The sequence below is a fragment of the Pseudomonas sp. P42 genome (assembly GCF_017973755.1).
In the GTDB taxonomy this organism is placed as follows: domain Bacteria; phylum Pseudomonadota; class Gammaproteobacteria; order Pseudomonadales; family Pseudomonadaceae; genus Aquipseudomonas; species Aquipseudomonas iridis.
The window spans coordinates 1-21,009 of sequence record NZ_JACOPU010000001.1; the positions used below are offsets into that span (position 1 = coordinate 1).

The 21,009-nt window shown below is 59.8% G+C and carries 18 protein-coding genes; 15 read left to right on the forward strand and 3 right to left on the reverse strand.

Going from position 1 to position 21,009, the window contains the following annotated elements; genetic code table 11:
• Positions 1 to 578: 578 nt before the first annotated feature.
• From H8B20_RS00005 to H8B20_RS00070, 14 genes are all read left to right on the forward strand, one after another.
• The gene (locus tag H8B20_RS00005) at positions 579 to 2,201 is read left to right on the forward strand and encodes a methyl-accepting chemotaxis protein (RefSeq protein ID WP_042560889.1); all 1,623 of its coding nucleotides are present in this window, start codon (positions 579 to 581) and stop codon (positions 2,199 to 2,201) included.
• Positions 2,201 to 2,737: a chemotaxis protein CheW gene (locus H8B20_RS00010; RefSeq protein ID WP_042560888.1), complete on the forward strand. Its 537-nt coding sequence runs from the start codon at positions 2,201 to 2,203 to the stop codon at positions 2,735 to 2,737. The genes H8B20_RS00005 and H8B20_RS00010 overlap by 1 nt, the downstream gene beginning before the upstream one ends.
• A complete protein-coding gene (locus H8B20_RS00015) occupies positions 2,734 to 4,005 on the forward strand; it encodes a CheR family methyltransferase (protein WP_210622015.1) in 1,272 nt (423 codons plus the stop codon). Before H8B20_RS00010 ends, H8B20_RS00015 begins: the two co-directional genes overlap by 4 nt.
• Entirely contained in the window at positions 4,002 to 4,682 is a 681-nt protein-coding gene (locus H8B20_RS00020; protein WP_210622016.1) for a chemotaxis protein CheW, read from the forward strand. The genes H8B20_RS00015 and H8B20_RS00020 overlap by 4 nt, the downstream gene beginning before the upstream one ends.
• Positions 4,679 to 6,967, forward strand: coding sequence for a hybrid sensor histidine kinase/response regulator (locus H8B20_RS00025; RefSeq protein WP_210622017.1), 2,289 nt, complete (start codon positions 4,679 to 4,681; stop codon positions 6,965 to 6,967). Before H8B20_RS00020 ends, H8B20_RS00025 begins: the two co-directional genes overlap by 4 nt.
• Positions 6,964 to 7,974: a chemotaxis response regulator protein-glutamate methylesterase gene (gene cheB / locus H8B20_RS00030; protein ID WP_210622018.1), complete on the forward strand. Its 1,011-nt coding sequence runs from the start codon at positions 6,964 to 6,966 to the stop codon at positions 7,972 to 7,974. The genes H8B20_RS00025 and cheB overlap by 4 nt, the downstream gene beginning before the upstream one ends.
• A gap of 48 nt (positions 7,975 to 8,022) precedes the next feature.
• Positions 8,023 to 9,024 carry a response regulator gene (locus H8B20_RS00035; protein WP_042560882.1) on the forward strand — a complete coding sequence of 334 codons (1,002 nt, stop codon included), beginning with the start codon at positions 8,023 to 8,025 and terminating at the stop codon, positions 9,022 to 9,024.
• 133 nt (positions 9,025 to 9,157) lie between these two features.
• Positions 9,158 to 10,253 (forward strand): peptide chain release factor 2 gene (gene prfB / locus H8B20_RS00040; RefSeq protein ID WP_115146367.1). Its coding sequence is split into 2 segments (ribosomal slippage): positions 9,158 to 9,229 and positions 9,231 to 10,253, totalling 1,095 coding nucleotides; the frame shifts between segments, so codons are not numbered across the junction.
• Positions 10,254 to 10,367: 114 nt separating this feature from the next.
• Positions 10,368 to 11,870, forward strand: a complete 1,503-nt coding sequence (gene lysS / locus H8B20_RS00045) for a lysine--tRNA ligase (RefSeq protein WP_047299888.1) — start codon at positions 10,368 to 10,370, stop codon at positions 11,868 to 11,870.
• A 105-nt stretch (positions 11,871 to 11,975) separates the two neighbouring features.
• Positions 11,976 to 12,689 carry a TetR/AcrR family transcriptional regulator gene (locus tag H8B20_RS00050; RefSeq protein WP_047299889.1) on the forward strand — a complete coding sequence of 238 codons (714 nt, stop codon included), beginning with the start codon at positions 11,976 to 11,978 and terminating at the stop codon, positions 12,687 to 12,689.
• A gap of 148 nt (positions 12,690 to 12,837) precedes the next feature.
• Positions 12,838 to 13,392: a hypothetical protein gene (locus tag H8B20_RS00055; RefSeq protein ID WP_210622019.1), complete on the forward strand. Its 555-nt coding sequence runs from the start codon at positions 12,838 to 12,840 to the stop codon at positions 13,390 to 13,392.
• Positions 13,393 to 13,424: 32 nt separating this feature from the next.
• Positions 13,425 to 14,702: a flavohemoglobin expression-modulating QEGLA motif protein gene (locus tag H8B20_RS00060; RefSeq protein WP_042560877.1), complete on the forward strand. Its 1,278-nt coding sequence runs from the start codon at positions 13,425 to 13,427 to the stop codon at positions 14,700 to 14,702.
• 102 nt (positions 14,703 to 14,804) lie between these two features.
• The gene (locus H8B20_RS00065; protein WP_042560876.1) at positions 14,805 to 15,710 is read left to right on the forward strand and encodes an alpha/beta hydrolase; all 906 of its coding nucleotides are present in this window, start codon (positions 14,805 to 14,807) and stop codon (positions 15,708 to 15,710) included.
• On the forward strand, positions 15,707 to 16,036 hold the full coding sequence (locus H8B20_RS00070) for a PA3694 family proteiin (RefSeq protein ID WP_210622020.1): 330 nt from the start codon (positions 15,707 to 15,709) through the stop codon (positions 16,034 to 16,036). Before H8B20_RS00065 ends, H8B20_RS00070 begins: the two co-directional genes overlap by 4 nt.
• 141 nt (positions 16,037 to 16,177) lie before the next feature.
• Here H8B20_RS00070 and lptF read toward each other — a convergent pair whose 3' ends face one another.
• The 3 genes from lptF to H8B20_RS00085 all read right to left on the reverse strand — a co-directional run bounded on the left by lptF (position 16,178) and on the right by H8B20_RS00085 (position 18,147).
• The gene (lptF, locus tag H8B20_RS00075) at positions 16,178 to 16,966 is read right to left on the reverse strand and encodes a lipotoxin F family OmpA-related lipoprotein LptF (RefSeq protein WP_150594555.1); all 789 of its coding nucleotides are present in this window, start codon (positions 16,964 to 16,966) and stop codon (positions 16,178 to 16,180) included.
• 55 nt (positions 16,967 to 17,021) lie between these two features.
• Positions 17,022 to 17,426: a DUF4398 domain-containing protein gene (locus H8B20_RS00080; protein ID WP_042560872.1), complete on the reverse strand. Its 405-nt coding sequence runs from the start codon at positions 17,424 to 17,426 to the stop codon at positions 17,022 to 17,024.
• A gap of 376 nt (positions 17,427 to 17,802) precedes the next feature.
• Positions 17,803 to 18,147 carry a hypothetical protein gene (locus tag H8B20_RS00085; protein ID WP_047299892.1) on the reverse strand — a complete coding sequence of 115 codons (345 nt, stop codon included), beginning with the start codon at positions 18,145 to 18,147 and terminating at the stop codon, positions 17,803 to 17,805.
• A 212-nt stretch (positions 18,148 to 18,359) separates the two neighbouring features.
• Here H8B20_RS00085 and ppc point away from each other — a divergent pair, with 212 nt between their 5' ends.
• A complete protein-coding gene (gene ppc / locus H8B20_RS00090; RefSeq protein WP_210622021.1) occupies positions 18,360 to 20,990 on the forward strand; it encodes a phosphoenolpyruvate carboxylase in 2,631 nt (876 codons plus the stop codon).
• The last annotated feature ends 19 nt before the right edge of the window (positions 20,991 to 21,009 follow it).

Consider the following 21,009-nt stretch of genomic DNA (forward strand, 5'->3'; position numbering starts at 1 on the left):
ATCAGGCCTTGTTTTTCGCCGGTAACCGACATGTACGCTGGTGTTGCCATGGGGTGCTCTCCTTGCGGATAAATTTAAGGTGCCCGGGAGGCGAAATCGCCCGGTGGGTGCCTGACTGTTATCAAGGGGCGTGCCAGGTTTTGCGAAGTCCCCGGAGGGCGGGGGGCAGAGTGCTCTGGCCTGCGATTGTGAGGGTTTTTCACTGGGGAGCGAGGGCAAAAGTGCGCAAGAAGTTGCGCAGTACTGCGCAACTTCTTGCGCACTTGGCTGCAGGCCTCGAAAGGCATGGCCTGCAGGGCAATTGCCCCATGAAATATTACGACCAACTGCGCAACTTCTTGCGCAGTATGGCTCATTGATAGCATTGGCCGGAAACGCGGGTTTTCAACAAATGACCAATCCGGCACCATTTTTTGCCGTTCCGTCACTGGTCAGCCATCTTCCGGTTACTGGAAAGTCGCAAGCCAGAGCCTGTTGTGCTTAACGTCCACAGGTCAGGGGGTTAAAAAGCGTCTTATTAATGAGACACCACCCTCGGCTATACTCCCCGCATTTCGACTTAGGCACGAGGAATCACTGTGAAGAACTGGACGTTGCGCCAACGCATTTTGGCGAGCTTTGCGGTGATTATCGCCATCATGTTTTTGATGGTAGTTCTCTCGTATTCGCGGCTGTTGAAGATCGAAGCCAGTGAAAACAGCGTCCGCGATGATGCGATTCCCGGGGTTTATTACAGCTCGATGATCCGTGGTGCTTGGGTCGATAGTTACTTGCAGACACAAGAACTTCTCGGGCTAAAGGAAGGGCAGGGGATTTCCAGCGAGGATGCGGCGGATTACAAGGCGTTCGAAAACCGCCTGCAAGAACAAATGGCCAACTACCGCAAAACCATGGCCACCGAGCAGGACCGTACCGAGTTCGCCGCGTTCGAGAAGTACCACGACGCCTACATGCAGATTCAGGATCAGGTGCTGGACCTGCACGGACGCAACCTGGAAGCCGATGCGCTCAAGCTGTTCAACGAGAAGCTGACCCCGGCGTGGTACAGCGGACGGATGAAGCTCAACGACATCATCGGCGAGAACAAAACCGTCGCCGATCAGGCCATGGCCAATATCGACGACGCAGTAGCGGCTGCCAAGGTCAGCATGCTCATCTCGCTGCTGGTCGCCGTACTGGCGGCCGGTGCCTGCGGTTTGCTGTTGATGCGCGCGATCATGGCGCCGATGAACCGCATCGTGAAAATCCTCGAAATCATGCGGACCGGCGACTTGAGCGGCCGTTTGAATCTCGACCGCAAAGACGAATTCGGTGCGGTGGAAACCGGCTTCAACGACATGATGACCGAGCTCACCGCGTTGGTTTCCCAGGCCCAACGTTCGTCGGTGCAGGTGACCACGTCGGTGACTGAAATCGCCGCCACTTCCAAGCAACAACAAGCCACCGCCACCGAAACCGCTGCCACGACCACGGAAATCGGCGCAACGTCCCGTGAAATTGCCGCGACCTCGCGCGATCTGGTGCGCACCATGACTGAAGTGTCGACCGCTGCCGATCAGGCGTCGGTGGCCGCCGGTTCCGGTCAGCAGGGCCTGGCCCGCATGGAAGACACCATGCACTCGGTAATGGGCGCTGCTGATCTGGTCAACGCCAAACTGGCGATCCTCAATGAGAAGGCCGGCAACATCAATCAGGTGGTGGTGACCATCGTCAAGGTCGCTGATCAGACCAACCTGCTGTCGCTCAACGCCGCTATCGAAGCCGAGAAGGCCGGTGAATACGGTCGTGGTTTTGCCGTGGTCGCCACCGAAGTGCGACGTCTGGCGGATCAGACTGCTGTGGCGACTTATGACATCGAACAAATGGTCCGCGAGATCCAGTCGGCGGTGTCTGCCGGGGTGATGGGCATGGACAAGTTCTCCGAAGAAGTACGCCGCGGCATGTCCGAAGTGCAGCAGGTTGGCGAGCAGCTGTCGCAGATCATTCATCAGGTACAGGCACTGGCGCCGCGGGTGTTGATGGTCAATGAAGGCATGCAGGCCCAGGCCACCGGCGCCGAGCAGATCAACCATGCGCTGGTGCAGTTGGGCGATGCCAGCAGCCAGACCGTCGAGTCGCTGCGTCAGGCCAGTTTCGCCATCGACGAACTGAGCCAGGTGGCCGTCGGGCTGCGCAGCGGCGTTTCGCGATTCAAAGTCTGATGAGCGAAATCATCGCCAAACGCAGCGCCGCGCAGATGGCGAAGCAGGCGTTGTTCCTGCTGTTTCGCATCGGCAGCGAGCGCTACGCATTGCGCGCCACCGAAGTGGCGGAAGTGTTGCCACGCCTGCCATTGAAACCGATTGCCCACGCACCGCATTGGGTTGCCGGGGTGTTCGCCTATCGCGGCGCGGTGGTACCGGTGATCGATCTCAGCGCGCTGACGTTTGGCAAACCCGCCGAGGCGAGGACCAGTACGCGACTGGTGCTGGTTCACTACCGTGCGGACGAAGATCAACCGGGGCAATGGCTTGGGCTGATTCTTGAACAGGCCACCGACACCTTGCGTTGCAATCCGGAAGATTTTCAGCCCTACGGCCTCGACAACCGTGAAGCGCCATACCTCGGCCCGGTGCGTGAAGATGCGCAGGGGCTGGTGCAGTGGGTGAGGGTCGATGACTTGCTCGATGACGCCGTGCGCACGTTGCTGTTTCCCTCGCCGCCGCGTGATCCGGCGCAACTGGAGGCGCAGTCATGAGTAGCGATCAGCGGTTTTTCGACTTCCTCAAGGAGCGGATTGGCCTCGATGTCACCTCGGTGGGCCCGGCGATCATTGAGCGCGCGGTGCGCCAGCGCACGACGCTTTCGCAAGCGGCGCACGCCGACGAGTACTGGCAACTGCTGCAAGGCTCGCGGGACGAGCAACAGGCACTGATCGAAGCGGTGATCGTCCCCGAAACCTGGTTTTTCCGGTATCCGGAATCCTTCGCCACACTCGGCAAACTCGCGCGCCAGCGTCTCGCCGAGCTGAACAACATGCGTGCGTTGCGCATTCTCAGCCTGCCGTGCTCTACCGGCGAGGAACCTTATTCGATTGCCATGGCGTTGCTTGATGCCGGGCTTAAACCGCATCAGTTCAAGGTTGACGGCATGGACGTCAGCCCGCTGTCGGTGGAAAAGGCGCGGCGGGCGCTGTACGGCAAGAACTCGTTTCGCGGCCAGGATCTGGACTATCGTGACCGTCACTTCAGCGCTGAGCAGGACGGTCATCGCGTCAACGAAACCGTGCGCGAGCAAGTGCGCTTGCAGGTCGGCAATGTGCTCGATCCGACGCTGTTGGCCACCGAGCCAGCCTTCGATTTCGTGTTCTGTCGCAACTTGCTGATCTATTTTGATCAGCCGACCCAGCAGCAAGTCTTCGAGGTGCTCAAGCGCCTGACCCACGTCGACGGCGTGCTGTTTATCGGTCCGGCCGAGGGCAGCTTGCTTGGGCGTCTGGGCATGCGCTCGATTGGCATTGCGCAGTCGTTTGCGTTCAGTCGCCAAAGTCATCCACAGCCAGAACCGATGCCGATTTCCAAGCCGGTTGCGTTACCGGTCAGCCAGCCGATACGCAGCACGCCGCCACCGCCGGTGCGCAATCGACCGTTTGCCGCGCCGACACCGCTGCCAGTGACGAGCAAAAGCGCGAATCCGGACGCCGCCACCTTGTTGGCGAACATCGCCGCGCTGGCCAACGAAGGCAAAAGCGCCGAGGCCCGCGCCGCATGCGATCAATACCTGCGCAGCCACGAACCCGTGGCGCAGGTGTTCTATTGGCTGGGCCTGCTCAGCGATGTCGCCGGCCTGACGCTCGAAGCTCAGGGGTTCTATCGCAAAGCCTTGTACCTCGAACCGCAACATCCCGAAGCGTTGATGCACCTGGCTGCCCTGTTGCAGGCTCAGGGCGACAGCGTCGGTGCCAGACGATTGCAGGAACGCGCCGCACGCAGCGGCCGCACCGCCGACAGTGAGCGAAAACGATGATCGCCGACACCTTGAACGTCACCCACGAAGACGCCCGGGCCATCGATGATTGCTGGAATCGCATCGGCATCCACGGTGACAAGTCGTGCCCGTTGCTGGAAGAACACATCCATTGCCGCAATTGCTCGGTGTATTCCGCCGCTGCCACACGCCTGCTCGATCGTTATGCCTTGCAGCAGGACGAGCGCGACCCGGTGGCGGCGGTGGTCGAAACCGACCTGAAGACCCGATCGCTCCTGATGTTCCGTCTCGGCGAAGAGTGGCTTGGACTGGCCACGCGCAGCCTCGTTGAGGTGGCGCCGATGCAGGCGATTCACTCGTTGCCGCACCAGCGTTCGCGTGCCTTGCTCGGCGTGGCGAATGTGCGCGGCGCACTGGTGGCCTGCTTGTCGCTGGTCGAATTGCTGGATCTGGATGGCAACGCGGCACCGGCGGCCGGCGCGCGGATCATGCCGCGCATGCTGATCATCGCCGCCGATGGCGGGCCGGTGGTCCTGCCGGTGGATGAAGTCGACGGCATTCATGCCATTGACGAGCGAATTCTTGATGCCGCCTCGCAGTCCGGTACTCAAGCCAGTGCCAAATTCACCCGTGGCGTGCTGCAATTGCGGGGTCGCAGCCTGCGTTGGTTGAATGAAGAACAGCTGTTGTCCGCCGTGACCCGGAGCCTCACATGACCCCCGAGCAAATGCGCGACGCCTCGCTGCTTGAGCTGTTCAGCCTTGAAGCCGAAGCCCAGACCCAGGTCCTCAGCGCAGGGCTGTTGGCACTGGAGCGCAACCCGACCCAGGCCGATCACCTCGAGTCATGCATGCGCGCGGCGCACTCGCTCAAAGGTGCGGCGCGGATCGTCGGCGTCGACAGCGGCGTCAGCGTTGCCCATGTGATGGAAGATTGTCTGGTCAGCGCCCAAGAGGGGCGGTTACTGCTGCGCCCGGAACACATCGACGCGTTATTGCAGGGCACCGATTTGCTGATGCGTATTGCGACGCCAGCGAGTGCGCCGCAACCGGCAGACATCGAAGCGTATGTGGCGTTGATGGGGCAACTGCTTGACCCGTCGGCCACGCCGATTCCGGTCACCGCCCCCGTCATGGCCGAGTTGCAGCTTGAAGCGCCTTCGCCAGTTGAATCTGCGCCAGCGCCTTCCATGGAAGCCTTGGTCGAAACATCCGAACCAGTACCCCGCAAAAACAGGCGGACCGCTGAGGGGGGCGAGCGCGTATTGCGCGTCACTGCCGAGCGCCTGAACAGCCTGCTCGATCTGTCGAGCAAATCACTGGTGGAAACCCAGCGCCTCAAACCGCATCTGGCCACCATGCAGCGTCTCAAGCGCATGCAGAACAATGGCCTGCGCGCGCTGGAAAACCTCAATGTCCATCTCAAGGAGCATGCCCTCAGCCTTGAGGCGCTGGAAGCGTTGGAGGATGCGCGGCGCCTGCTTTCCGAATCACAACAGCTGCTGGCCGAAAAGAACGCCGAACTCGATGAGTTCGCCTGGCAAGCCAGCCAGCGTGCACAAGTGCTCTACGACACGGCACTGGCCTGTCGCATGCGTCCCTTTGCTGACGTGCTCAGCGGTCAGGCGCGGATGGTGCGTGACCTGGGCCGCAGCCTCGGCAAGCAGGTGCGACTGGAAATCGAAGGCGAGAAAACCCAGGTCGACCGCGATGTGCTGGAAAAACTCGAAGCACCGCTCACCCATCTGCTGCGCAACGCTGTCGACCATGGCATTGAAACCCCGGAACAGCGCTTGCTCAGTGGCAAACCCGAGGAGGGCCTGATCCGCCTGCGCGCCTCGCATCAGGCTGGGTTGCTGGTGCTGGAGTTGAGCGATGACGGCAACGGCGTCGATCTGGAGAAAGTCCGCCGCAGCATTGTCGCGCGCCAATTATCCCCAGCTGAAACAGCGGCGCAGTTGAGTGAAGAGGAGCTGCTGACTTTCCTGTTCCTGCCCGGTTTCAGCCTGCGCGACACGGTGACCGAAGTGTCCGGCCGTGGTGTCGGCCTCGACGCCGTGCAGCACATGGTGCGCCAGTTGCGAGGTGCGGTGGAGCTGGAGCAGACGGCGGGCGAGGGCAGCCGTTTTCATCTGGAAGTGCCGCTGACCCTGTCGGTGGTCCGCAGTCTGGTGGTGGAGGTCGGTGAAGAAGCCTACGCGTTCCCGCTGGCGCACATTGAACGCATGTGCGACCTGGAGCGCGATGACATCGTTCAGGTCGAAGGTCGTCAGCATTTCTGGCACGAAGGCCGGCATGTCGGGCTGGTCGCTGCCAGTCAGTTGTTGAACCGCCCGGCCAGTCAGAACAGCAGCGAAACCCTGAAGGTCGTGGTGATTCGTGAGCGCGAAGCGATTTACGGCGTAGCGGTCGAACGCTTCGTTGGCGAGCGCACGTTGGTCGTACTGCCACTGGACGAGCGTCTGGGCAAAATCCAGGACATCTCCGCCGGCGCCTTGCTCGATGACGGTTCGGTGGTGCTGATCGTCGATGTCGAAGACATGCTGCGTTCGGTCGACAAACTGCTCAATACCGGTCGCCTGGAGCGCATCGCCCGTCATGGCAACCAAGCCGCAGAGGCAGCGCGCAAGCGGGTGCTGGTGGTCGACGACTCGCTGACCGTGCGCGAACTGCAACGCAAGCTGCTGCTCAATCGCGGCTACGACGTGGCTGTGGCGGTGGACGGCATGGACGGTTGGAACGCGCTGCGTTCGGAGAATTTCGATTTGCTGATTACCGACATCGACATGCCACGCATGGACGGAATCGAACTGGTGACCTTGTTGCGCCGCGACAACCGTTTGCAATCAATGCCGGTGATGGTCGTCTCGTACAAGGATCGCGAAGAGGATCGCCGCCGTGGACTGGACGCCGGCGCCGACTATTATTTAGCCAAAGCCAGTTTTCATGACGACGCCCTGCTTGATGCAGTGGTCGAGCTCATCGGAGGAGCACGGGCATGAAAATCGCAATCGTCAACGACATGCCAATGGCGGTAGAGGCCTTGCGCCGGGCATTGGCCTTCGAGCCGGCGCATCAGGTGGTCTGGGTCGCCTACAACGGCGCCGAGGCGGTGCGCCTCTGCGCGGAAAATACGCCGGATCTGATTCTTATGGATTTGATCATGCCGGTGATGGACGGCGTCGAAGCCACCCGGCGGATCATGGCCGAGACGCCGTGTGCCATCGTCATTGTGACGGTCGATCGCCAGCAGAACGTACACCGGGTCTTCGAAGCGATGGGGCATGGCGCGCTGGATGTGGTCGATACGCCGGCCATTGGCGCAGGCAATGCGCAGGAAGCGGCGGCACCGTTGCTGCGTAAAATCCTCAACATCGGCTGGCTGATCGGCGAGAAAACCCCGCGAGCGCGGCCGGCGCCAATGCCCCAGCGCAGTTCGGGCTCGCCCCAGCGGCTGGTGGCGATCGGCTCGTCTGCTGGCGGGCCGGCGGCGCTGGAGGTCTTGCTCAAGGGGTTGCCGCGCAATTTTTCCGCGGCCATCGTGCTGGTGCAGCACGTTGACCAGGTGTTCGCTGCGGGCATGGCCGAATGGCTCGCCAGCGCCAGTGGTCTGGACGTGCGTCTGGCGCGTGAAGGCGAACCGCCGCAGGCCGGCGTTGTGCTGCTGGCCGGCACCAACCACCATATCCGCTTATTGAAAAACGGTACGCTGGCCTACACCGCCGAGCCGGTCAACGAGATCTACCGACCTTCGATCGATGTGTTTTTCGAGAGCGTCGTCAGTTATTGGAACGGTGATGCGGTCGGGGTTTTATTGACCGGAATGGGGCGAGATGGCGCGCAAGGGCTTAAGCTCATGCGCCAACAGGGCTATTTGACCATCGCCCAGGATCAGCAAAGCAGTGCGGTGTACGGCATGCCCAAGGCTGCCGCGGCGATCGATGCCGCCGTAGAAATCCGCCCAGTGGAAAAGATAGCGCCACGATTGCTGGAGATTTTCCCGAAATGAACAGTTTTATCCGCAATCCTGGCCTCCGCAGTACTCAGGTGACAGCCCATGAATGACTTACAGATCGACGACATTAAAACCGACGAAAATGCCGCCATGGTGTTGTTGGTAGACGATCAGGCGATGATCGGCGAAGCCGTGCGCCGTGGGCTGTCGAACGAAGAAAACATCGACTTCCACTTCTGCTCCGACCCGCATCAAGCCATTGCGCAAGCGGTGCGGATCAAGCCGACGGTCATTCTCCAGGACCTGGTGATGCCCGGTCTGGACGGCTTGAGTCTGGTGCGCGAGTACCGCAATCACCCGGCGACCAAGGACATTCCAATCATTGTCCTGTCGACCAAGGAAGACCCGCTGATCAAGAGCGCGGCGTTCTCCGCAGGGGCCAACGATTATCTGGTGAAGCTGCCAGACACCATCGAACTGGTGGCGCGCATCCGCTATCACTCGCGCTCCTACATGACGTTGCTGCAACGGGACGCGGCGTATCGAGCGCTGCGCGTCAGTCAGCAGCAGCTGCTCGACACTAACCTGGTGCTGCAACGCCTGATGAACTCCGACGGCCTGACCGGGCTATCGAACCGCCGTCACTTCGACGAATATCTGGAGCTGGAATGGCGCCGCTCGTTGCGTGACCAGAGCCAGTTGTCGTTGCTGATGATCGACGTTGATTACTTCAAGTCCTATAACGACACGTTCGGCCATGTCGAAGGCGATGAAGCCTTGCGCAAGGTCGCCACGGCCATTCGCGATGCCAGTGCGCGCCCGTCGGACTTGCCGGCGCGTTACGGTGGCGAGGAATTTGCGCTGGTGCTGCCGAATACTTCGCCGGGCGGCGCACGGCTGGTGGCGGAAAAACTGCGCCAGACCGTGGCTTCATTGAAGATTCCACACATTGCGCCCAGCGAAGGGACGAGCCTGACTATCAGCATTGGTCTGGCGACCATGGTGCCGCAGGCGGGCAGCGATTGCCGCTTGCTGATCTCGGCGGCGGATCGCGGGTTGTATCTGGCCAAGAACAATGGCCGTAATCAGGTCGGGATCGAGTAACCCGACTCCCACGACAAATGCAAACCCTACAGTTCATTAATGCTCGATTCGCCCCGCCAGACGGGCTGCCGTTACAGCCCGATTACGTTATACTCGCCGGCTTTCAAAAGTTCGCCAACGAGTGCTGCCCGCCATGGAAATCAACCCGATCCTGAACACCATCAAGGACCTGTCCGAGCGCTCCGAAACTATTCGGGGGTATCTTTGACTACGATCAAAAGCATGAGCGTCTGACTGAAGTCAATCGCGAGCTTGAAGATCCGAGTGTCTGGAACAAACCTGAATACGCCCAGGAGCTGGGCCGCGAGCGCTCTGCGCTGGCGCAAATCGTCGATACCCTCGACGAATTGAACGGCGGTCTGGCCGATTGCCGCGACCTGCTCGACATGGCTGTCGAAGAAAACGACGAAGGCGCAGTGGGCGATGTCGTCGCTGAACTGGCCCGTCTCGAGGCCAACCTGGCCAAACTCGAATTCCGCCGCATGTTCAGCCACGAGATGGACCCGAACAATGCCTACCTGGACATTCAGGCCGGTTCCGGCGGCACCGAAGCCCAGGACTGGGCCAACATCCTGCTGCGCATGTACCTGCGCTGGGCTGACAAACGCGGTTTCGACGCGACCATCATGGAACTGTCCGCCGGTGAAGTTGCCGGGATCAAGGGCGCGACCGTGCACATCAAGGGTGAATACGCCTTTGGCTGGCTGCGGACCGAGATCGGCGTGCACCGTCTGGTGCGCAAGAGCCCGTTTGACTCCGGTAACCGTCGCCACACCTCGTTCTCCGCGGTTTTCGTCTCGCCAGAGATCGATGACAAAGTGGAAATCGACATCAACCCGTCAGACCTGCGGATCGACACCTATCGTTCCTCGGGTGCCGGTGGTCAGCACGTAAACACCACCGACTCGGCCGTACGTATTACTCACGTACCGACCAACACCGTGGTCAGCTGCCAGAACGAGCGTTCCCAGCACGCCAACAAGGACACCGCCATGAAAATGCTGCGGGCCAAGTTGTACGAGCAGGAAATGCAGAAGCGCAACGCCGCTTCCCAGGCGCTGGAAGACACCAAGTCCGACATCGGCTGGGGTCACCAGATTCGCTCTTACGTGCTCGACGCGTCGCGAATCAAGGACCTGCGGACCAACATCGAACGCAGCGACTGCGACAAGGTGCTCGATGGCGACATCGACGAATACCTGGAAGCCAGCCTGAAATCGGGGCTGTAAAAGACGCAATACAGGATCGGCTGATTCAACGCGATCCCTGTAGGAGCCAGCCCTGCTGGCGATCCCCGGGCTGCAAGGCCCGGGGGCAACGAACCTGATGGAATATCTAAAGACATGAGCGACCAACAACTCGATCCGCAAGCCCTGCAACAGGAAGAAAACTCCCTGATCGCCCTGCGCAAGGAAAAGCTTGCTGCCGAGCGCGCCAAGGGCAATGCCTTCCCGAACGACTTCCGCCGCGACAACTACTGCGATGCGTTGCAGAAACAGTACGCGGACAAGACCAAGGAAGAGCTGGCAGAGGCTGCAATCCCGGTCAAGGTTGCCGGTCGCATCATGCTCAACCGTGGCTCGTTCATGGTGATCCAGGACATGACCGGTCGCATTCAGGTCTACGTCAACCGCAAGACCCTGTCCGAAGAAACCCTGGCCGCGGTGAAAACCTGGGACATGGGCGACATCATTGCTGCCGAAGGCACCCTGGCTCGTTCGGGCAAAGGCGACCTGTACGTTGAAATGACCACCGTGCGTCTGCTGACCAAGTCGCTGCGCCCGCTGCCGGACAAGCACCACGGCCTGACCGACACTGAACAACGCTACCGTCAGCGCTACGTTGACCTGATCGTCAATGAAGAAGTGCGCCAGACTTTCCGCGTACGTTCGCAAGTGATTGCGCACATTCGCAGCTTCCTGATGCAGCGTGACTTCCTCGAAGTCGAAACGCCAATGCTGCAAACCATTCCCGGCGGCGCTGCGGCCAAGCCGTTCGAAACCCACCACAACGCGCTGGACATGGAAATGTTCCTGCGTATTGCGCCTGAGTTGTACCTCAAGCGTCTGGTGGTTGGCGGTTTCGAGAAGGTTTTCGAGATCAACCGCAACTTCCGTAACGAAGGCGTCTCGACCCGTCACAACCCTGAATTCACCATGTTGGAGTTCTACCAGGCTTACGCCGACTACGAAGACAACATGGACCTGACCGAAGAGTTGTTCCGCGAACTGGCGCAGCTGGTTCTGGGCAGCACCGACGTGCCTTACGGCGACAAGGTGTTCCACTTCGGCGAGCCGTTCGTGCGCCTGTCGGTGTTCGACTCGATCCTCAAGTACAACCCTGAGCTGACCGCCGATGATCTGAACGACATCGACAAGGCTCGCGCCATCGCCAAGAAGGCCGGCGCCAAGGTGCTGGGCTTCGAAGGTCTGGGCAAGCTGCAAGTGATGATTTTCGAAGAACTGGTCGAGCACAAGCTGGAGCAGCCGCACTTCATTACTCAGTACCCGTTCGAAGTGTCGCCGCTGGCGCGTCGCAATGACGACAACCCGAACGTCACCGACCGTTTCGAACTGTTCATCGGTGGCCGTGAAATCGCCAACGCCTATTCCGAGTTGAACGATGCGGAAGACCAGGCCGAGCGCTTCATGGCACAGGTGGCCGACAAGGACGCCGGCGACGACGAAGCCATGCACTACGACGCCGACTTCGTTCGCGCGCTGGAGTACGGCATGCCGCCAACGGCCGGTGAAGGTATCGGCATCGACCGCCTGGTGATGTTGCTGACCAACTCGCCGTCGATTCGCGATGTGATCCTGTTCCCGCACATGCGACCGCAAGCGTAAACATTTCAGTTAAAAAGCCGCCTAAAACAGGCGGCTTTTTATTGCCTGTCTGGTACAAATGTATCGTTTGGTTACTTTTCAAATAACAGAGGAATGCCTGTCGTGATGGTTGCAATCGCTCAAGAAGGTGCAGCGGGTATCGCCACTGCGGTCGCTGAAAGTGTTCAGTACCAGGGTCGCAAGGCCAGCCGACAGGGCAGTGAGCAGCGTCGTCAGGACATTCTCGACGCGGCAATGCGCATTGTCGTGCGTGATGGCGTGCGCGCCGTACGCCACCGTGCCGTGGCTGCCGAAGCGGCGGTGCCCCTCTCTGCCACCACTTATTACTTCAAGGACATCGATGACCTGCTCACCGATACCTTCGCCCAATACGTTGAACGCAGTGCCGAATACATGGCCAAGCTGTGGGTCAACAACGAAGGGCTGCTACGCGATATGGTCGTCAGCGGCGACGGCAGCCCCGAGTCGCGCTCGCAACTGGCCGATAATATTGCGCGGTTGATGGCCGATTACGTGCAACGACAGCTGCTCAACCGTCGCGAGCATTTGATGGCCGAGCAGGCATTCCGTCAGGAAGCGCTGCTCAACCCGCGCCTGGCGATTCTGGTGCGCTCGCATCAGCAGATTTTGCTGCAGGGCACCTGCCAGTTGTTTCAGGTATTGGGCTCGCGTGAACCGCAGCAAGATGCCAAGGTGTTGACGGCGATTATCGGACGGATGGAATATCAGGGCCTGCTCAACGACGCCGAGCCTTTGGCTGAGGAAGAGATGCTGGGCATTCTGACGCGGTATATGCATTTGGTGCTGGCTTCGGTGTAACGCAATGTGGTCCGTCTGACGCCGATCCCAATATAGGAGCTGCCGAAGGCTGCGATTTTTTGATCTTGCTTCTAGAGATCAGGATCAAAAGATCGCAGCCTTGCAGCTCCTGCAGGGGTAGGTGATTCAGGTTCATAGGGAGTGTCGAATGAAAGCCTGGCGTGGCGTGCTGATCGCCTTGTCGTTCCTGCTGCTCAGTGGCTGTCTGGTGACGTTCAAGTCGCCGTTGTCCACCAGTGATCCGGCGCCTAAAGGCCTGCTCGGCAAGTGGTCGAGCGTCAATGCCTGGGGCGAGCCGATGAACCTTGAACTGACCCGTCTGGGTAACGACCGCTATCAGGCCGTCACCTATTTCAAAGCCAAACCCCGCGAGCGCGAAGCCTATCCGTTCACCGTCTCGCATCGTGGCAATCGCTGGTACCTGTCGGCGAAAGTGCCGGCGCAGTTCGGTGGCCACTACACCATCGCCGGTTTCGAACTTACCGACAAACATGAACTGGTGGTGTACAACCTCGATCCAGAGCAGATCAATCAGGCAATCCAGCACAAAGCCCTCGACGGTCAGGCCTTCCAGACCGACGACGGCGATGGCGTTCTGGTCGACAGCAACCTCGACAAAGTCTTCGCTTACCTTGACGATCCAGCCAATTCCGATGTCTTTGTCGAAGCGGCGCGCTATCAGCGCAGGGCCGGCGCCAAATAATTCAGTACGTCACGTTTTTACAGGAGTTTCGGGTGGACGATTACCAGCAGTCGATACGCATATTGTCCGATCGCATTGTGCTGGCGCAGACGCCGATCCGTGTTCTTGACGCGGTTAAATGGGACGAAAGCATCCGCAAGGGGTTTCTCAAGGCCAAGGGCAAGGAAATGCCGGCGGTGGATCGCGACTACTACTTGAACCGGCCGCTGGCGTTCGATTCGAGCAAGGTAAAACTGGAATTCCAGAACATCGAGCGCGACATTACTCGCCAGCTCGGCCAGTTCAACCCTGTCGGGCAGATCATGCGGCGCATGTGCAAGGAATACCGCATGGTGGTGCGTATGCTCGAAGCGCGCGGCACCGAGGATTTCGGTCTGATCTCCCAAGAGTTGTACGGTGCTGCATCCGACGCATTCCACGCTGGTGACCCGACCTTGGCCGACCTCGGCCTGATGATGTCCGACTATCTGAACAACATCGATGGCCGTGGCGACCTGAAGGACGAGCCAAAAACCCTCACCGCCAAGGACGCCGTGCACCTGCTGCAAACCCGTCTGAACAAAGTGTTCGGCGAGGCCGAGGAAACCATTCGCGTGTTCGAGTCCGACGGTATCGTTGCCGACGCGGCGGCGGGCGCCGACTACATCAAGATCCGCACCGACGCGATGTTCAACGATCGCGACGTGCGCGCACTGGAAGTTCACGAAGGTCTGGTGCACGTCGGCACTACGCTCAATGGTTTGAACCAGCCGATCTGCACCTTTCTGTCCAAGGGCCCGCCGTCGTCAACGGTGACTCAGGAAGGCCTGGCGATCCTGATGGAAATCATCACCTTCGCGTCCTACCCGAGCCGTCTGCGCAAACTGACCAACCGTACTCGCGCCATTCATATGGTCGAGGAGGGTGCGGACTTCTTGCAGGTGTTCGAGTTCTTCCGCGAGCAGGGCTTTGAAATGGCGGAAAGCTATGGCAACGCCAGTCGGGTTTTCCGTGGCTCGACGCCGACGGGTCTGCCATTCACCAAAGACTTGTCCTACCTCAAGGGCTTTATCATGGTTTACAACTACATTCAGTTGGCCGTGCGCAAAGGCAAGCTTGAGCAGATTCCCCTGTTGTTCTGCGGCAAGACCACCCTGGAAGACATGCGCACCTTGCGCCAGTTGGTAGATGAGGGGCTGGTGGTGGCGCCGAAATATCTGCCGGACCAGTTCCGTGATTTGAATGCGTTGTCGGCGTGGATGTGCTTCTCCAACTTCCTCAATCATTTGAGTCTGGATCGGATCGAGGCAGATTACTCAAACATCCTTTAGACCTGACGCAGACCCTTTGAGATCTGGCAAGCCAGCTCCCACAGGGTTGTTTATTGCCACCATTATTGTGTTCCAACCCGAATATTCGCGAGGTTTCACCGGATGAGAATCCTCGGCATCTTCTGCCTGCTCCTGACCCTTGGTGGTTGCAGTTCACTGTTGTTCTACCCCGAGCCGGGCCAAATCTTCACCCCGGAAAAAGCCCGGCTCGAATACCGCACCGTCACCCTGACCACCGCCGACGGCCTCAAGCTGAACGCGTGGTGGCTGCCGGCCAAACCGGGTGTCGAGGTCAAAGGTACGGTTCTGCACCTGCATGGCAACGGTGGGAATCTGCCGATGCACTTGGGCGGGAGCTGGTGGTTGCCGAAAAATGGCTATCAAGTGTTGCTCGTGGACTATCGCGGCTATGGCTTGTCCGAGGGTGAACCGAGCCTGCCGGCGATTTATCAGGACATCGATGCGGCCTTCGCCTGGCTGGACAAGGCGCCTGAAATCAAAGGCAAGCCGCTGATTCTCCTCGGGCAAAGCCTCGGCGGCTCGATGGCCGTGCATTGGCTGGTGCAGCATCCCGAGCGGCAGAAGCAACTCAAGGCCCTGGTGCTCGACGGTGTGCCCGCCAGTTATCGCAGCGTTGGCCAATATGCCCTCAGCACTTCGTGGCTGACCTGGCCGTTTCAGGTGCCGCTGTCGTGGCTGGTGCCGGATGGCGACAGCGCAATCAATTCAATGCCGCAACTCAACGGCGTGCCGAAACTGATCTTCCACAGCATCGATGATCCGCTGGTGCCGCTATCCAATGGCATCCGTCTGTATCAAGCTGCGCCGCCTCCGCGCGTATTGCAGTTGACGCGCGGCGGTCATGTGCAGACCTTCGGCGACCCGGTCTGGCGTCAGGTGATGCTGCGCTATCTTGACGATCCCGAGCACTTCAACGGCCTGCGCCGTCTCGGCGAAATCCCCAATTACCCGCAACCCCCGAATTCTGAAGATGAGAGTCCGCAATGAGTGAAGAACGTAACGCCATCCCGCTGATCATCACGGGTATCTGCAGCATCCTCGGCACCGTTGGCGCCCTGTGGTACTACGGCTACCTGCATTTCGCCAAGCCTGAGGATGCGCTGCTGCTTAACGAATTCACCATGCTCAAGACCGTTCCGGGTGAGGATTACAAAATCTCGCTGCAGCCTGCACCGCAAGTGGCGCAGTGCATTGATGGTGTGCTGGTGTTGTTTGATACCGAGCAGAAAGGTCTGACCGGTGTGCTGATCAATGCCCAGAAAAAAGCCGTGCGCTGCATGGGCGAAGAGACTCCGCAGAAGCTGGAGCCTTAAAATCAAAAGATCGCAGCCTTCGGCCGCTCCTACATGGGATTTCATTTCAACTGGAGCTGCCTAAGGCTGCGATCTTTTGATCTTCAACAAAAAAGCCCCGCCTGATCGCTCAGGCGGGGCTTTTGCGTTACAGCGTGAAGCTTAGTTCGAGCTGACAGCCGAACGTGGCATCACTGGCTGGTTGTCGTTGGAAATGGTCACTTCCACGCGACGGTTCATCGCACGGCCGGAAACACTGCCGTTCTCGGCAACCGGATATTCCTTGCCGTAACCCTGAGCGACGATGCGCGCTGGATCAACGCCCATTTTCACCAGTGCAGTGCGCACGGAGTTGGCGCGACGCTCGGACAGAGTCTGGTTATAGCTGGCGGTACCGGTGCTGTCGGTGTAACCCTCGACGATCACTTTGCGATCCGGGTTTTCCTGAAGGAACTGGGCCAGTTTATTGATGTTCACCAGACCGCTGGATTTCAGGTCAGCCTTGTTGGTGGCGAACAGCACATCACCGAAAGTGACCAGCGTACCGCGATCGGTCTGCTTGGCGTTGAGGCTGTCCTGCAGCTGTTTGATCTGTTGATCGCGAGCATCCAGACGCGCCTGAGCACGTTGGGCAGCGGCGTTCTTCAGATTGTTTTCAGCGGTACGCAGGGCGATGGTCTGCTTGGCCACTTCCACGCGCTGGTTGGTCAGGTAAGCCAGTTGATCGACCTTGGCCGCGTCTTGCTTGTCCAGGTAGGCCTTGTCGGCCTTGTCCAGGTACTCACTGGCGTCTTTGGTTTCCAGCGCGGCGACTTTGCTCGCCTGCGGGTTGGCTTGCAGGCCGGCGTAGTTGGTGCGTGCGTTTTCCAGGTTCGGATTAGGCGGGGTTGAGCAGGCAGCCAAGGCAACGCTTGCGGCCAGAAGAGCGGGAATCATCAGTTGCTTACGCATAATTTGTCGTCCTTTCTATCGGTAAGAGTTTCAGCTTTGCGGTCGGGATGCGCGCTTACTTCACGGTGCGCTGACTTTCCTGACGCAGTTCCTGAACACCTTTCTGGGAATCCTTCACAGCCAGTTCAGCCTTGGCCGCCTGAGCTTTGCGTTCTGCTACGCGAGCATCCCACTCGGCTTGCTCGGACAGCGTGCGAGCTTCTTCGTACTTCTTGTCGTGCATGGCGATTTCGGCTTGCTTGAGTTTGTCCTGCGCCTGCTTCATTTCAACGGCAGCAAACTCGGTACCACCGGCGCTGACAGCGCTGTTGACCGCAGATTGGGTCACAGCGTACTGCTCGGTCGGTGGATTACCGGCGCAACCGGCCAGTACGAAGCTGGTGCCGATTGCCAGGGCGGCCAGTTTCAGACCGCGCAGGTGGGTAAACGAGGTTTGGTTTTTCATGGTCTTCAACTCCATTAGGCATCTCCTGAATACATCTGAATCCATCCTGGTCGAGGAGCCTTAAGCGTCTTGCAACAGCGCGTTTTTGAAACGCTCGTTCCAGGAGTGGTTACAGGGTCCGACCGGCGGCGGTTTTCAAAAGTTCAGAAAAGATGGCCTATCGCCAAAAAAAACTTTGACCGAATGGACAAGGCTCTAACGCGGGAACTTTGGCGGGGTGGAGTGGTACGCGCGGCGTAAGAAATGAGCGAAAGCGACACAGCATTGAAAGACAAATACATTTCCTGCAGGAGCTGGCTTGCTAGCAATAAGGTCATCAGATTCAGTATGTCAGGGACTGAACTGACGCCATCGCTGGCAAGCCAGCGCACACAGGTTTTGTGTTGTTCCGTCAGTGTTTCTGCTTGTTTTCAGCCGATGACAAATCCTGCAAATGCCGCCGCGACAGCGCCAGAAAACGGGGCGTCGGCCCGACGTCTTCATACAGCGGATCACCCTCCTCATCCGTCGCAACCACAGTCGAGCCTTTCACATACGGCAGGCTCGCTTCGAACTCTTCAAGGGCTGCACCGATCAGTTCGCCGAGGAGTTCTTCAGGGTGGCGTTTGGGGTACATCTCGGCAATCGCTGCCAGACGCGCAGCGGCCTCGACGTCCAGATGAATCGTGTAGCCAGTGTCGGTCAGGCGACCCTTGGCGTTTTCTTCCCAATGCTGGGCGAGTTCACGGATTTTCATGATGACCTCATGTCGCACCTGCTGTAGCAGGCTTGGGTGAGTGTCCGGCGGGGCCGGCGGCAAGCCTTTATGCGGCTTACTGTTGAGACTAGCTTTCGGCCACAAGGTTTAAAGTCCCTTCGTCGCCTGCTTGTAAGAAGCGCTGTAGAGCGGCACTCTCTCAGTCATGCACTCGTTTCTAGGCCGCCCGGATTACCGCTGGAGAACTGCTGATGACCGATATTGATGCACGCTTGCGCGAGGATGTTCACCTGCTCGGAGAGCTGTTGGGCAATACCATTCGAGACCAGTACGGCGAGGAATTTCTCGACAAGATCGAGCAAATTCGCAAGGGCGCCAAGGCGGACCGCCGCGGCTCGATGGATGCAGAACTGAGCGCCAGCCTCAATCAATTGAGCGAAGACGAATTGCTCCCGGTGGCGCGGGCGTTCAACCAGTTTCTCAATCTGGCAAACATCGCCGAACAGTATCAGTTGATCCATCGTCGCGAAGAGTCACAGCCCGCGCCGTTCGAATCCCGTGTATTGCCGCAGTTGCTCGCTCGTTTGCGCAACGAAGGCCACAGCGCCGAATCCCTCGCCCGACAACTTGGGCGACTGGAAATCGAACTGGTGCTGACCGCCCACCCGACCGAAGTGGCGCGGCGCACGCTGATCCAGAAGTACGACGCCATCGCCGCGCAACTCGCCGCACAGGATCATCGCGACCTGACCAGCGCCGAACGCGAGCAGATTCACAACACCCTGCAACGGCTGATCGCCGAAGCCTGGCACACCGAAGAAATCCGCCGCACCCGCCCGACACCGGTGGATGAGGCCAAGTGGGGTTTCGCGGTCATCGAGCACTCGCTGTGGCAAGCGATCCCCAACCATATGCGCAAGGCCGATCAGGCAATGCATGCCGCGACAGGCCTGCGTTTGCCGCTGGAGGCTGCGCCGATTCGCTTCGCCTCTTGGATGGGCGGCGACCGTGACGGCAACCCGAATGTCACCGCTGCGGTGACCCGTGAAGTGTTGCTGCTGGCGCGCTGGATGGCCGCTGACTTGTACTTGCGCGATATCGATCATCTGGCTGCCGAGTTGTCGATGCAGCAGGCCAGTGACGCACTCAAGGCCCAGGCGGGTGACAGCGCCGAACCGTATCGAGCGGTACTCAAGCAATTGCGCGAACGCCTGCGCTCCACGCGCAACTGGGCCCATGCAGCGCTGACCGCACCGACGCCGACGCCAGCGGATGTGCTGCAAAACAATCGTGATCTGCTTGATCCGCTGGAGCTGTGTTTCAACTCGTTGCACGAATGCGGCATGGGCGTGATCGCCGACGGCCCATTGCTTGACTGTCTGCGCCGGGCGGTGACGTTCGGCCTGTTTCTGGTGCGCCTCGACGTGCGTCAGGACTCGGCACGGCACAGTTCGGCAATGACTGAAATCACCGATTACCTGGGCCTTGGTCGCTACGAGGATTGGGACGAAGAGCAACGCATTACCTTTCTGACCCACGAACTGAGCAATCGTCGACCGTTGCTGCCAGCGCATTTCAAGCCGTCCGCCGACACCGCCGAAGTGCTCAACACCTGCAAAGAGATCGCCGCCGCGCCCGGCGCTTCGCTGGGCTCCTACGTGATCTCGATGGCGGGCGCTGCCTCCGACGTACTTGCCGTGCAGTTGCTGCTGAAAGAATCCGGCGTGCTGCGGCCGATGCGTGTGGTGCCATTGTTTGAAACCCTCGCCGACCTCGACAACGCAGGCCCGGTGATGGAGCGCCTGTTGCTGCTGCCGGGTTACCGCGCACGCTTGCAAGGTCCGCAGGAAGTGATGATCGGTTACTCCGATTCCGCCAAAGATGCGGGCACCACCGCAGCGGCGTGGGCGCAATATCGCGCCCAGGAACGGCTGGTGGAAATCTGCCGTGAGCAGCAAGTCGAACTGCTGTTGTTCCATGGTCGGGGCGGCACTGTCGGCCGTGGCGGTGGTCCGGCGCATGCGGCGATTCTGTCGCAGCCGCCGGGATCGGTAGCGTGGCGGTTCCGCACCACCGAGCAGGGAGAAATGATTCGTTTCAAATTCGGCCTGCCGGACATCGCCGAGCAAAACCTCAATCTGTACCTGGCGGCGGTGCTCGAAGCGACGCTGTTGCCACCGCCGCCGCCAACACCGGAATGGCGCCACTTGATGGACGAATTGGCCGCTGATGGTGTCAGCGCCTATCGCCAGGTCGTGCGGGAAAATCCGCAATTCGTCGAGTATTTCCGCCAGTCCACTCCGGAGCAGGAACTGGGGCGCTTGCCATTGGGCAGTCGTCCGGCCAAGCGCCGCGCGGGTGGCATCGAAAGTCTGCGGGCGATCCCGTGGATCTTCGGCTGGACACAAACACGGCTGATGCTGCCCGCCTGGCTCGGCTGGGAGTCGGCGCTGAGCAAAGCGCTGGAGCGTGGCGAAGGCGAATTGCTCGGGCAGATGCGCGAACAATGGCCGTTCTTCCGCACGCGCATCGACATGCTGGAAATGGTTCTGGCCAAGGCTGACGCCGATATTGCGCTGTCCTACGACCAGCGCCTGGTCGAGCCGGACCTGCTGCCGTTGGGCGCGCAGTTACGCGACCTATTGTCGCAGGCGTGCGCAGTCGTGCTTGGGCTGACCGGACAGTCGCAGCTGCTGGCGCATAGTCCGGACACTCTGGAATTCATCCGCCTGCGCAATACCTACCTCGACCCGCTTCATCTATTGCAGGCCGAATTGCTCGCCCGTTCGCGACAGCAGAATGTCGAGCAGGGCAGCCCTGTGGAGCAGGCGTTGCTGGTGTCTGTGGCGGGGATTGCCGCCGGTTTGCGTAATACCGGCTAAGGTTTTTTCGGCGGGGCAG

Bases quoted from the DNA above. Each gene is read 5' to 3' on its own strand.
- cheB (WP_210622018.1), top strand. From the start codon at position 6,964: ATGAAAATCGCAATCGTCAACGACATGCCAATGGCGGTAGAGGCCTTG.
- lptF (WP_150594555.1), bottom strand. From the start codon at position 16,966: ATGCGTAAGCAACTGATGATTCCCGCTCTTCTGGCCGCAAGCGTTGCC.
- H8B20_RS00015 (WP_210622015.1), top strand. From the start codon at position 2,734: ATGAGTAGCGATCAGCGGTTTTTCGACTTCCTCAAGGAGCGGATTGGC.
- H8B20_RS00025 (WP_210622017.1), top strand. From the start codon at position 4,679: ATGACCCCCGAGCAAATGCGCGACGCCTCGCTGCTTGAGCTGTTCAGC.
- H8B20_RS00035 (WP_042560882.1), top strand. From the start codon at position 8,023: ATGAATGACTTACAGATCGACGACATTAAAACCGACGAAAATGCCGCC.
- H8B20_RS00010 (WP_042560888.1), top strand. From the start codon at position 2,201: ATGAGCGAAATCATCGCCAAACGCAGCGCCGCGCAGATGGCGAAGCAG.
- ppc (WP_210622021.1), top strand. From the start codon at position 18,360: ATGACCGATATTGATGCACGCTTGCGCGAGGATGTTCACCTGCTCGGA.
- H8B20_RS00085 (WP_047299892.1), bottom strand. From the start codon at position 18,147: ATGAAAATCCGTGAACTCGCCCAGCATTGGGAAGAAAACGCCAAGGGT.
- H8B20_RS00080 (WP_042560872.1), bottom strand. From the start codon at position 17,426: ATGGAGTTGAAGACCATGAAAAACCAAACCTCGTTTACCCACCTGCGC.
- H8B20_RS00020 (WP_210622016.1), top strand. From the start codon at position 4,002: ATGATCGCCGACACCTTGAACGTCACCCACGAAGACGCCCGGGCCATC.
- H8B20_RS00050 (WP_047299889.1), top strand. From the start codon at position 11,976: ATGGTTGCAATCGCTCAAGAAGGTGCAGCGGGTATCGCCACTGCGGTC.
- H8B20_RS00070 (WP_210622020.1), top strand. From the start codon at position 15,707: ATGAGTGAAGAACGTAACGCCATCCCGCTGATCATCACGGGTATCTGC.
- H8B20_RS00065 (WP_042560876.1), top strand. From the start codon at position 14,805: ATGAGAATCCTCGGCATCTTCTGCCTGCTCCTGACCCTTGGTGGTTGC.
- lysS (WP_047299888.1), top strand. From the start codon at position 10,368: ATGAGCGACCAACAACTCGATCCGCAAGCCCTGCAACAGGAAGAAAAC.
- H8B20_RS00055 (WP_210622019.1), top strand. From the start codon at position 12,838: ATGAAAGCCTGGCGTGGCGTGCTGATCGCCTTGTCGTTCCTGCTGCTC.